11 protein-coding genes and 1 rRNA gene are annotated in these 12,685 nt (G+C 37.4%); 8 read left to right on the plus strand and 4 right to left on the minus strand.

Features of this window, described 5'->3' with window-relative positions:
* Positions 1–191: 191 nt before the first annotated feature.
* The 4 genes from jag to rpmH form a co-directional block, all read right to left on the minus strand.
* Positions 192–812: an RNA-binding cell elongation regulator Jag/EloR gene (gene jag, locus ACY3XC_RS16610; protein ID WP_464869519.1), complete on the minus strand. Its 621-nt coding sequence runs from the start codon at positions 810–812 to the stop codon at positions 192–194.
* The gene (gene spoIIIJ, locus ACY3XC_RS16615) at positions 809–1,585 is read right to left on the minus strand and encodes a YidC family membrane integrase SpoIIIJ (protein ID WP_179157907.1); all 777 of its coding nucleotides are present in this window, start codon (positions 1,583–1,585) and stop codon (positions 809–811) included. The genes jag and spoIIIJ overlap by 4 nt, the downstream gene beginning before the upstream one ends.
* 152 nt (positions 1,586–1,737) lie before the next feature.
* Positions 1,738–2,082 (minus strand): ribonuclease P protein component, encoded by a 345-nt coding sequence (gene rnpA / locus ACY3XC_RS16620; protein WP_464869520.1) that lies wholly within the window; start codon positions 2,080–2,082, stop codon positions 1,738–1,740.
* Positions 2,083–2,268: 186 nt separating this feature from the next.
* Positions 2,269–2,403 carry a 50S ribosomal protein L34 gene (gene rpmH, locus ACY3XC_RS16625; RefSeq protein ID WP_007084526.1) on the minus strand — a complete coding sequence of 45 codons (135 nt, stop codon included), beginning with the start codon at positions 2,401–2,403 and terminating at the stop codon, positions 2,269–2,271.
* Between the two features lie 695 nt (positions 2,404–3,098).
* Between rpmH and dnaA the strand changes: the two genes are divergently transcribed.
* The 8 genes from dnaA to ACY3XC_RS16665 all read left to right on the plus strand — a co-directional run.
* Complete coding sequence (gene dnaA, locus ACY3XC_RS16630) at positions 3,099–4,445, plus strand: chromosomal replication initiator protein DnaA (protein ID WP_179157905.1); 1,347 nt, start codon at positions 3,099–3,101, stop codon at positions 4,443–4,445.
* A 209-nt stretch (positions 4,446–4,654) separates the two neighbouring features.
* Complete coding sequence (gene dnaN, locus ACY3XC_RS16635; protein ID WP_464869521.1) at positions 4,655–5,791, plus strand: DNA polymerase III subunit beta; 1,137 nt, start codon at positions 4,655–4,657, stop codon at positions 5,789–5,791.
* Between the two features lie 103 nt (positions 5,792–5,894).
* Positions 5,895–6,110 (plus strand): S4 domain-containing protein YaaA, encoded by a 216-nt coding sequence (yaaA, locus tag ACY3XC_RS16640; RefSeq protein WP_179157903.1) that lies wholly within the window; start codon positions 5,895–5,897, stop codon positions 6,108–6,110.
* Positions 6,111–6,130: 20 nt separating this feature from the next.
* Positions 6,131–7,249, plus strand: coding sequence for a DNA replication/repair protein RecF (recF, locus tag ACY3XC_RS16645; protein WP_464869522.1), 1,119 nt, complete (start codon positions 6,131–6,133; stop codon positions 7,247–7,249).
* A 9-nt stretch (positions 7,250–7,258) separates the two neighbouring features.
* Entirely contained in the window at positions 7,259–7,507 is a 249-nt protein-coding gene (remB, locus tag ACY3XC_RS16650) for an extracellular matrix regulator RemB (protein ID WP_095247367.1), read from the plus strand.
* Positions 7,508–7,576: 69 nt separating this feature from the next.
* Positions 7,577–9,499 carry a DNA topoisomerase (ATP-hydrolyzing) subunit B gene (gene gyrB, locus ACY3XC_RS16655; RefSeq protein ID WP_464869538.1) on the plus strand — a complete coding sequence of 641 codons (1,923 nt, stop codon included), beginning with the start codon at positions 7,577–7,579 and terminating at the stop codon, positions 9,497–9,499.
* A 242-nt stretch (positions 9,500–9,741) separates the two neighbouring features.
* Positions 9,742–12,312 carry a DNA gyrase subunit A gene (gene gyrA, locus ACY3XC_RS16660; RefSeq protein WP_464869523.1) on the plus strand — a complete coding sequence of 857 codons (2,571 nt, stop codon included), beginning with the start codon at positions 9,742–9,744 and terminating at the stop codon, positions 12,310–12,312.
* A gap of 310 nt (positions 12,313–12,622) precedes the next feature.
* A 16S ribosomal RNA gene (locus tag ACY3XC_RS16665) occupies positions 12,623–12,685 on the plus strand; the annotation flags it as partial.

Raw genomic sequence — 12,685 nt, forward strand, 5'->3', positions numbered from 1 at the left:
AAACCAGAAATCCTTTAGCTAATTATCCACAGCCTGTTTAATGACTACGTATTATTTTAACTTATCCACATGTGAATAACAATAAAACAAGAGATTTCATATAATTGTTATAAACAGCTGCTTTTTGAATCTAACTTTCGACAAACGACAAAAAAAGACATCCTTCGACAAAGGATGTCTTTCGAATTATATTATTTGGCTGGTGAAATAACGATATGTCTGTGTGGATCTGATCCATCTGAAAAAGTTTTTACTCGTTTGTTATTGGATAAAGCTGTGTGAATGACTTTACGCTCGTATGAAGGCATCGGTTCCAATGCTACATCCTTGCCAGTCTTTAAAGCCTTTAGTGCAAGACGATGAGCTAATTGTATCAACGTATCATTTCTTCGATTCCGGTAATCCTCCGCATCCAAGATAAGTGTTAAGTATTGATTTGAAAAGCGATTAATGATTAGCTGCGCTAAATATTGGAGTGAATTTAAAGTTTGTCCTCTTTTTCCAATCAAAAGAGCAATCTTTTCTCCCGTCATAACGAACAAAACTTGTTTTCCATCGCGTTTCATTTCAATACTGATGGGAGCTCCCATTTGTTCACTAACCTGAAGCAGAAACTTCCTTGCTTCCTCAATTGGGTCAATAATCACGGTAACCTTAACGACAGCTGGACGCGAACCGAAAATTCCAAATATACCTTTTTTACCTTCATCGATAATAGCTACATCTGCGCGGTCTCTTGTTGTGTTTAATTGAGCTAAAGCTGATTCCACTGCTTCTACGACTGTTTGTCCGGTAGCAGTTACTTGTTTCACTTTTTTGCTCCTCCCGCTTTACCGGATTCCTGCACCTTTTTCAGATCCGGTCCTTTAATGAAATAGGTTTGAACGATCATGAAAAGATTTCCTACTACCCAATACAAGGAAAGAGCTGCAGGGAAATTAAAAGCAAAAATAACAATCATAATCGGCATCATCCAAAGCATCATCGCCATTTGCGGATTATGCTCTTGCCCGGCCATCATTAATTTTTGCTGAATAAATGTGGTGATACCTGCAATAATCGGTAAGATATAAAAAGGATCCTTATCCCCTAGATCAAACCACAGGAAACTGTGATCAGCAATTTCTCTTGTTCTTGAAATTGCATGGTAGAAACCAATTAGGATAGGCATTTGGACGATTAATGGAAAACATCCAGCCATCGGATTTACTCCATGCTTTTGAAAAAGTGCCATGGTTTCTTGCTGTAATTTCTGTTGTGTCTTCTGATCCTTGGAGCTGTATTTTTCCCTAAGAGCCTTCATTTCTGGCTGCAAAGCCTGCATAGCCTTTGAGCTTCTAGTCTGCTTTATCATCAGTGGTAAGATCGCTAACCGAATTAAGAGTGTAACGACAATCAATGAAAAACCAAAGCTTCCACCAAGGATTTCTGCACCTTTCACAATGATCCAGGAAAGCGGATAGACAATGTACTCGTTCCAAAAGCCTGTACTTTCAGCATCAATCGGCTTATTAATTTCTGTACATCCTGTTAAGAACAAAAACACAGAAACGATACCAATCAATAGTAATATTCGTTTTTTCAACCGAATTTTCCTCCTTGAACAATATATATACTATTTAAGTATGAATACCCTTTTTTGTGAATATCAAATTGGAATATTTCATAGGTATTTTACCATCTATTAGAATAATTTGTCTCATAAATTTAAAGCGAATACAATATTATTTTGCCAGACTACCTTTTCTTTAAAACCTTTCCAACCTTAAAGACATGGGTTAAGCTCTTTTTTACCTCAAAAAAGTCCATTTCAGCTGCAGGTTTTCTAGCAATAATGACATAATCATTACCTGGTAATAGTAAATCTGACAATTCGAAAACAGCTTGTCTTATGTATCTTTTAATTTGATTTCTAATCACAGCATTTCCAATTTTTTTGCTGACAGACAGCCCAATTCGAAAATAGTCTTGATCCTCTTTCTTCAGACTATAGACAACAAATTGTCGATTTGCGAATGATTGTCCCTTTTGAAATGCCTCTTGGAATTCCTTATTCTTCTTTACCCGTAATTCTTTCTTCATAGAAAACACCTTCTTTAGTGGGCTATTTCTCTATTGTCCAGCTCCAGCGCTTAGGGGCTCGGGGTCATAAGCCAATCCGTCAAGAAGGTAAAGAACAACCTTCTCGCCAGCTCGTCTTATGCCTGTCGCCCCTGGGCAAAGCGCTTCCGCTTTTCTTATAAAAAAGACCACTGATGTTTCAGTGGCCTAAGCTGATAATACTTTTCTTCCTTTTAGACGACGGCGCGCTAGAACTTTACGTCCGTTAGCTGAGCTCATACGACTGCGGAAACCGTGAACTTTACTATGTTTACGTTTATTTGGTTGATATGTTCTTTTCATTATAAGACACCTCCCTGAGGAATAGCTGTTAAAGACAGTCTAACTTATTATAAAGAGTGACCTCAATATTGTCAACCTGCCCAATCATATTGTCCCCCAGTATCTAATTTTTTTGCAGTGAGATCTTTTTCAGTCACGAAATCATTATTTTCCAAATGCCTATTAAAATTACCCTGTGGATATTTTTTTCGACTTTTTTTACGCAGTTTCACAAGATATTGACAGTTTTTGCACAGGACACACTACTTGTGGACAAGTTTTAATCACATATTGTTACAGTTGTGGATAAACCATGAAAAGGCATTGCACGTCTGCCTTTTATTTGATATTATATTTGTGTTTTCACTCTGAATAACTTCGTCATAAAAATATGTTATCCACAAATTGTGGATAAGGTGTGGACAAGTTATTCTAGCATACTGCAGAAACTTGTCCACAAGCGGTGGATATTGTCGAAACTCCACTTTATTTCCTATAATATGTTTTTCCACAACCATTGTTTCGTATATTTATAAATTAGTAGGTTGTACAGCTTGTATAACGTTGTTTTTTCAAAGAACTTTTGTTCATTACGAATGAGGATACTTCCTAACACTTTGTGAAAAAATATCACTATATATGGAGTTTAGACGAGAAACATACTGCAAATTGCATTTCAATAATAGATAGATAAAAGAAAAAAGGAGGGACAACCGTTGGAGAATATTGCGGATCTTTGGAATGCTGCTCTAGCCAATATTGAGAAGAAGATTAGCAAACCTAGTTATGACACCTGGCTGAAGTCCACAAAGGCCCATTCCCTTCAAGGCAATCTACTTGTGATCACTGCTCCAAATGAATTTGCACGTGATTGGCTCGAGGAGCGTTATTCCCAGTTAATTGCTGGTATTCTGTATGAAATTACTGGTGAAGAGCTATCTGTCAAGTTCATTATTCCGCAAAATCAAAAAGAGGAAGACCCAGATTTATTATTGCCCGCTAAAAAGGCAAAAAAGGAAGAAGATCAACATGATTTTCCGCAAAATATATTAAATCCTAAATACCTGTTTGATACGTTTGTCATTGGTTCTGGTAACAGGTTTGCTCACGCTGCATCCCTTGCTGTAGCTGAAGCACCTGCAAAAGCGTACAATCCCTTATTCATTTATGGGGGTGTTGGATTAGGAAAAACACACTTAATGCATGCGATTGGCCATTATGTTTTAGAGCATAAGCCGAACGCTAAAGTGGTTTATTTATCTTCAGAAAAATTCACGAATGAATTTATTAATTCCATTCGTGATAATAAAGCGGTAGAATTCCGCAATAAATATCGAAATGTGGATGTGCTTTTAATTGATGATATTCAATTCTTAGCTGGAAAAGAATCAACTCAAGAGGAATTTTTCCATACTTTTAATACTCTTCATGAGGAAAGCAAGCAAATAGTTATCTCAAGTGATCGTCCGCCAAGGGAAATCCCGACACTTGAGGACCGCCTTCGTTCACGCTTTGAATGGGGATTAATTACGGATATTACGCCGCCAGATTTAGAAACAAGAATTGCCATCCTTAGGAAAAAAGCGAAGGCAGAAGGTTTAGACATTCCAAACGAAGTTATGCTCTATATTGCTAATCAAATCGATACAAATATCAGAGAGCTAGAAGGAGCATTAATCCGTGTAGTTGCTTATTCTTCCTTAATCAATAAGGATATTAATGCAGATTTAGCATCCGAAGCATTAAAGGATATCATTCCAAGTTCAAAGCCAAGGGTGATCACGATTCATGAAATCCAAAGAACTGTCGGTGAACACTACAGCGTTAAGCTTGAAGATTTTAAAGCTAAAAAGCGGACAAAATCTGTAGCTTTTCCTAGACAAATTGCTATGTATTTATCACGTGAATTAACCGATTATTCTCTGCCAAAGATAGGAGAAGAGTTTGGAGGACGTGATCACACTACGGTCATCCATGCTCATGAAAAGATATCCAAGCTGCTGCAATCTGATCTACAGCTGCAAAAGCAGATGAAAGAATTAAATGAGCTGTTGAAAGTTTAGTGTAATTGTGAATAACTTGCCCTAGTTTACACACAGTCTGTCCACATGTTGATAGACTGTGTTTCCATTGTAAAAAGTGAGTTATCCACATATTAACAGGCCCTACTAGTACTTCTACTATTTTTTCTTTTAAAAAACTTATTATTATATGTTTAAGAAATGCCCTTTATTCGTACTTAGAAATAAAAAATTGCTGGGAGGATTTTGATATGAGATTTATCATCCAAAGGGACCGTCTTGTTCAAAGTGTCCAAGATGTAATGAAGGCTGTTACATCAAGAACAACCATTCCAATACTGACAGGAATTAAAATTACAGCTACTAGCGAAGGAGTTACCCTAACTGGAAGTGATTCAGATATTTCAATTGAATCATTTATTCCAAATGAGGAATCCGGGGACGAAATCGTTGAGATTAAACAAAGTGGTTCCATTGTCCTTCAAGCAAAGTTCTTTAGTGAGATTGTTAAAAAATTACCGACAGATAGTGTTGAAATTGAGGTACTTGGGTCATTACAGACTGTTATTCGTTCTGGTAAATCAGAATTTAACTTGAACGGATTGGATGCAGAAGAATACCCGCACCTGCCACAAATAGAAGAAAATAATAAATTTCATATAGCTACTGATTTGTTAAAAATGATGATTCGTCAGACCTTTTTCGCAGTGTCCACTTCAGAAACACGCCCCATCTTGACAGGTGTAAACTGGAAGATTGAAAATGGCGAATTAAACTGTATTGCAACAGATAGTCACCGGCTGGCTTTAAGAAAAGCAAAAATTGAAACGGAAAATAACGAAAGTTACAATGTAGTCATTCCGGGTAAGAGTTTGAATGAATTGAGCAAGATCATTGATGACTCGAACGAATTAATTGATATCGTTATAACTGAAAATCAAATTTTGTTTAAAGCGAAGCATCTGTTATTCTTCTCAAGGCTGCTTGAAGGGAACTATCCTGATACTTCTAGACTGATTCCGAATGAAAGTAAAACAGAAATCATTGTTAATACGAAGGAATTCCTTCATGCTATCGATCGTGCTTCCCTATTAGCGCGTGAAGGCAGGAACAATGTAGTCAAACTTTCAACGATTGATAGCGGTGTAATTGAAATTTCTTCTAACACACCTGAAGTAGGGAAAGTTGTCGAGGAAATACAAAGTCAATCGATTGATGGAGAAGAATTAAAGATATCCTTTAGTGCTAAATATATGATGGATGCCTTAAAGGCACTTGAGGGTACAGATATAAGAGTGAGTTTTACTGGTGCGATGCGGCCATTTGTTATTAAACCGTTACATGATGAGACAACATTACAGTTGATTTTGCCAGTTAGAACTTACTAAGATAAATTTTACAAATAGTCACCATGATTTTGGTGACTTTCTTTATTTATCTTTTTTTAGTAAAATAAAGTATTGAGACCATTTTAGAAATGAGTGATAAACATTGCCCGAAGAAATAAAGCTAAATACAGAGTTTATTACGTTAGGACAATTTCTTAAATTAGCTGACGTCATCCAATCTGGTGGTATGGCCAAATGGTTTTTAAGTGAAAACGATATTTTTATTAATGGTGAACAAGATCAAAGAAGAGGCAGAAAGCTTCGAGTAGGAGATAAAGTGAGAATTCCTGGCCACGGAGAATTTTTGATAACCGAGTAACTAAAGGTTGTGTCGTTTTCATGTATATTGAACAATTAGCGCTAAGAAATTATCGAAATTATGAGAGCTTATCAGTTGAATTTGAAAATAAAGTAAATGTGATCCTTGGGGAAAATGCCCAGGGTAAAACAAATGTGATGGAGTCTATCTATGTTTTAGCAATGGCTAAATCCCACCGAACATCAAATGATAAAGATCTTATTCGCTGGGATCAGGAGTATGCTAAAATAGAGGGCAGGGTTCAAAAACAATACAGCTCTTTGCCTTTGCAATTAATTATTTCTAAAAAAGGCAAAAAGGCCAGATGCAATCATATGGAACAGCGAAAATTAAGTCAATATGTTGGTAACATGAATGTAGTCATGTTTGCACCGGAAGATTTAAATTTAGTTAAAGGCAGCCCTCAAATAAGAAGGCGGTTTATTGATATGGAAATTGGGCAGGTTTCGCCCATTTATTTACATGATATGAGTCAGTATCAAAAAATACTTCAACAGCGAAATCATTTTTTGAAGATGCTGCAAATTAAAAAACAGACAGACCAAACCATGCTTGAAATTCTTACAGAGCAGTTTATTGATATGGCTGTGAGAATTGTATTAAAAAGATTTGAATTTCTTCACTTGCTTGAAAATTGGGCAAAACCTATTCATAAAGGCATTTCTCGAGGACTGGAATCATTGGAAATTGTCTATAAACCATCAGTGGATGTATTAGAAGACCAAGATTTGTCGAAAATGAAAGCATGCTTCGAGGAAAAATTTAGCAAAGTTAGAACAAGGGAAATAGAACGAGGAACAACCCTATTTGGACCTCATCGTGATGATTTGTTGTTTTTTGTCAATGAGAGAGATGTCTCAACGTTTGGGTCACAGGGACAGCAAAGAACAACCGCGCTTTCTGTTAAACTTGCCGAAATTGAGTTAATTCATTCAGAAATTCGCGAATATCCAATCTTACTCCTTGACGATGTCTTATCTGAATTAGATGACTATCGTCAGTCACACTTGCTTAATACCATTAAGGGGAAAGTCCAAACATTCGTTACAACAACTAGCGTTGACGGCATCCATCATCAAACATTAAAAGAGGCTTCAACTTTTGAAGTAGAGTCTGGTTTTATCAATAAAGTTAATTGAGGTGGAAGTGTGTATATACATGTTGGGGAAGATTTAAATATCAGGGCGAAGGATATCATCGCCATTCTTGATAAAGGGTGCGTGAATTCATCAAACTTACTTGAGGAATTCTTAAAACAGCATAAGGAAAAGCTCGTTAACCTTTCAAAAAACCCCTTTAAATCGGTCGTAATTACATATGACAAGGTTTATTTATCCCCTATTTCTTCCGGAACATTAAAAAAACGTTCAAATCAAAAGGAAATGCAGGAATATTGAAATTATTATTTTTCATTTTAGGTGAATAGAGTATTTTTTGAATGAAAGTGCGGGGTGAACGGTATGACAATGGAACAAAAATTAGTCGAGGAACAAGAATATGGCGCGGATCAAATACAAGTTCTAGAAGGCCTAGAAGCTGTTAGAAAAAGACCAGGTATGTACATTGGTTCAACGAGTGGAAAAGGTCTCCATCATCTTGTCTGGGAAATTGTAGATAACAGTATCGATGAGGCTTTGGCTGGTTATTGTGATGAAATCAATGTCATCATTGAAGAGGATAACAGTATAACCGTTAAAGATAACGGACGTGGGATTCCCGTCGGAATTCAAGAAAAAATGGGAAGACCAGCCGTTGAAGTTATTATGACTGTTCTCCATGCTGGAGGTAAGTTCGGCGGCGGCGGATATAAGGTTTCTGGCGGTCTGCATGGTGTAGGTGCTTCAGTTGTTAATGCCCTTTCCACCAATTTAGAGGTCTTTGTTCATCGTGACGGTAATATTTACGCCATTAATTTCGAACGTGGAGCTGTAGTTAAGGAATTAGAAGTAATTGGAACTACCGATAAAACAGGTACGATTACTCACTTTAAACCAGACGGGGAAATTTTCACGGAAACATTGGAATATGAGTTTGATATTCTGGCAACGCGTTTGCGTGAATTGGCATTCTTAAATCGCGGTATTAAAATCACAATTAAAGATAACCGTGTGGAAAATAAACAGAATGAATATTACTATGAAGGCGGAATTAAATCCTATGTAGAGCATTTAAACCGCACAAAGGAAGTCATTCATGATGAACCTATTTTTATTGAGGGAGAACGCGATGGTATTAGTGTTGAAGTCGCTCTTCAATACAATGAGGGATATACAGATAGCATTTACTCCTTTGCGAATAACATCCATACCTATGAAGGCGGAACACATGAATCTGGATTTAAAACAGGATTAACCCGTGTTATTAATGATTATGCAAGAAAAAATGGGTTAATTAAAGAGAATGACACGAATTTATCTGGTGAAGATGTGCGTGAAGGATTAACAGCGATTGTCTCAATCAAACATCCAGATCCGCAATTCGAAGGACAAACGAAAACAAAACTTGGAAACTCCGAAGTAAGAACCATAACAGATTCATTATTCTCGAATCATTTTGATAAGTTCTTATTAGAAAATCCTCAAGTCGCTAAAAAAATTGTTGAAAAGGGACTTATGGCTGCAAGGGCACGACTGGCTGCTAAGAAGGCAAGGGAACTGACGCGACGTAAGAGTGCTTTAGAAGTTTCCAGTTTACCTGGGAAATTAGCAGACTGTTCATCAAAGGATCCTTCAATTAGCGAATTGTACATTGTAGAGGGTGACTCAGCAGGCGGTTCAGCTAAACAGGGCCGTGACCGTCATTTCCAAGCAATTCTCCCATTACGAGGAAAAATCCTTAATGTTGAGAAGGCACGTTTAGACAGGATTCTATCTAATAACGAGGTTCGTTCCATGATAACGGCAATTGGAACAGGTATTGGAGAAGATTTTGATATTGCAAAGGCTAGATATCATAAAATAGTCATTATGACGGATGCGGATGTTGATGGTGCTCATATTCGAACACTATTGTTAACTTTCTTTTACCGTTATATTCGAAAAATATTAGAAGCTGGCTATGTATATATTGCCCAGCCGCCATTATATAAAGTACAGCAAGGTAAAAAAATTAGGTATGCGTATGATGAAAAAGAGCTGAATCAAATATTCGCAGAGCTGCCAAGTCAGCCTAAGCCTAATATCCAACGTTATAAAGGGTTAGGTGAAATGAATCCTGAGCAATTATGGGAAACAACCATGGATCCATCTACTAGAACCATGCTTCAGGTTAGTCTTGAAGATGCAATTGAAGCGGACGAGACATTTGAAATGTTAATGGGTGACAAAGTAGAACCGCGCCGTAACTTCATAGAAGCAAACGCACAATACGTGAAGAATTTAGATATATAAATAAAAGCGGAGGCGGCTCGTTTAGGGGCGACAAGCATAAGACGCACCCTGCAAGAAGGCGTTTTTTGCCTTCTTCAGGGGGTGGCTTATGACCTCGAGCCCCTAGCCGCCAGAGCTGGATATAAAGAAATGCCTATATAGAAAGGGATAGAGGGGTTACCACTATCCTCCTTTTTTCGTTTATATAGATTTCACTGGATGACATCCAAAGGCAGATTGTCACCAAAATAGGAGGTACTCAAATGGCAGAAACACCAAATTCTCAAATAAAAGATATTAATATCAGTCATGAAATGAAAACATCCTTTCTTGACTATGCAATGAGTGTTATTGTTTCACGTGCCCTTCCAGATGTACGAGATGGATTAAAACCAGTCCACCGCCGTATTCTATACGCTATGCATGATCTAGGAATACATGCTGATAAACCTTACAAAAAATCAGCCCGTATCGTCGGTGATGTAATCGGTAAATATCACCCTCACGGTGATTCCGCCGTTTATGAAACGATGGTACGTATGGCACAGGATTTTAACTATCGGTATATGCTTGTAGATGGACATGGAAACTTTGGTTCTGTAGACGGTGATTCAGCAGCAGCTATGCGTTATACAGAATCTAGGATGTCTAAAATCTCAATGGAATTATTAAGAGATTTAAACAAAGATACGATTGATTTTCAAGATAACTATGATGGTGAGGAAAGAGAGCCATCCGTTTTACCAGCGAGATTTCCCAACCTTTTAGTTAACGGTTCTTCTGGAATTGCTGTTGGTATGGCTACTAATATTCCACCACACCAGCTTGGCGAGGTGATTGATGGCGTATTAGCTATTTCTAAGGATCCAGATATAACAATTCAAGAGTTAATGGAAATTATTCCTGGCCCCGATTTTCCAACCGGAGGAATCATCATGGGCCGAAGTGGTATTCGTAAGGCATACGAAACTGGCAGAGGTTCAATAACCATTCGCGGGAAAGTAGTAATCGAACAAAAATCAAATGGTAAAGAAGTTATTATTGTTAATGAGTTACCATACCAAGTAAATAAAGCAAAATTAGTTGAAAGAATTGCGGAATTACACCGTGATAAAAAAATAGAAGGCATTACCGATTTAAGAGATGAATCAGATCGCAAAGGGATGCGAATTGTTATTGAGGTTCGTAAAGATGCAAATGCGAATGTCCTCTTAAACAACTTATATAAACAAACATCACTACAAACGAGCTTCGGAATCAATACATTAGCTCTTGTTAGCGGGCATCCAAAGGTATTAAATCTAAAACAATGTCTAGTCCATTATTTAGACCATCAAGTAGTGGTTATTCGCAGACGAACAGAGTTTGAGTTACGTAAAGCAGAAGCACGTGCTCATATTTTGGATGGTTTAAGGATTGCTTTAGATAATCTTGATGCCGTCATTAGTTTAATTAGAAGTTCACGGACAACGGATATTGCCCGCGAAGGTTTAATGACACAATTTAACCTTTCTGAAAAACAAGCCCAGGCTATTCTGGATATGCGCTTGCAGCGTTTGACAGGTCTAGAAAGAGAGAAAATTGAGGAAGAGTATCAAGCCTTGGTACAGCTTATCGCTGAGTTAAAAGCTATTTTAGCTGATGATGAAAAGGTGCTTGAAATCATTCGTGGAGAATTGATTGAAATTAAAGAGAGATTTAATGATACTCGCCGCACGGAAATTCAAACGGGCGGAATTGAAAATATTGAAGATGAAGATCTCATTCCACGTGAAAATATTGTCATTACACTTACACATAATGGCTATATTAAACGCCTCCCTGTTTCAACTTATCGCGCGCAAAGAAGAGGCGGTCGCGGTATACAAGGAATGGGTACAAATGAAGATGACTTTGTTGAGCATTTAATCACGACTTCTACTCATGATACAATTCTCTTCTTTACGAATAAAGGGAAGGTTTATCGCTCAAAGGGTTATGAAATTCCTGAATACAGCCGTACGGCTAAAGGACTGCCTATCATTAACCTTCTTGGAATTGAAAAAGGAGAATGGGTGAATGCCATTATTCCAATTGAGGAATTTGTGGATGATTGGTACCTATTCTTTACAACAAAAGAGGGTATTTCTAAGCGTTCACCATTAACTTCTTTTGCACATATTCGTAATAATGGTCTTATTGCGTTGAGTCTCCGTGAAGGTGATGAACTGATTTCAGTCCGTTTAACGGATGGAACAAAGCATATGATTATTGGTACGAAAAAAGGAATGCTGATCCGTTTTCCTGAAACAGATGTCAGGTCTATGGGAAGAACTGCAACGGGCGTAAAAGGGATTACCTTAGATAGTGATGATGAAGTAGTAGGTATGGAAGTACTTGAGGAAAATAGCAGTGTCCTTATCGTCACCAAGAACGGATTTGGTAAGCGCACACCAGCAGAAGAGTACCGTATTCAAGGCAGGGGCGGTAAAGGTATTAAAACATGCCACGTTACCGAGAAAAATGGTCCTCTAGTTTCTGTAAGAGCTGTAACGGGCGAAGAAGACTTAATGTTAATCACTACTGGCGGTGTCCTTATACGTATTGATGTAGCTGGCATTTCGACTATGGGGCGAAACACACAAGGTGTTAAATTAATTAGTATTAAAGGCGACGAACATGATTTTGTTGCAACTGTTGCAAAAGTAGAAAAAGAAGAGGTTTCAGAAGAAACAGATTCAGAGGATACAGAAGGCACAGAAGGCTTAGAAGCAGCCGTTGAAACAGGTGAAGATCATGCAGCAGATGATGGGATGAATTCTGAAGAGGATAGCTCTGATACTACTGAAGAATAAATTATATTTGAAAGGAGTACCTAGTTTGGTACTCCTTATCAAATTAATTATCGCTTTTTGGTATTTTTCTCTTGATTGATAGTATTAATGCTGGTATACTCATTTGAGTCGGCAAGATTAGTAATTGTAAAGCAAGATAAAAACAATTAAACGTTGACATTCATATTAATAGATGATATATTAATAAAGTCGCCTCTGAGCGATAACGAAAAATTGATCTTTGAAAACTAAACAAACAAGAACGTCAACAAACAATTTTTTAGCTTTTTATAAAAGCTAAGCCAACGTAACAAGATGAGCTATATCAACTTTCTTGGAGAGTTTGATCCTGGCTCAGGACGAACGCTGGCGGCGTGCCTAATACATGCAAGTC

This window comes from Bacillus sp. CZDM1, from assembly GCF_055502545.1.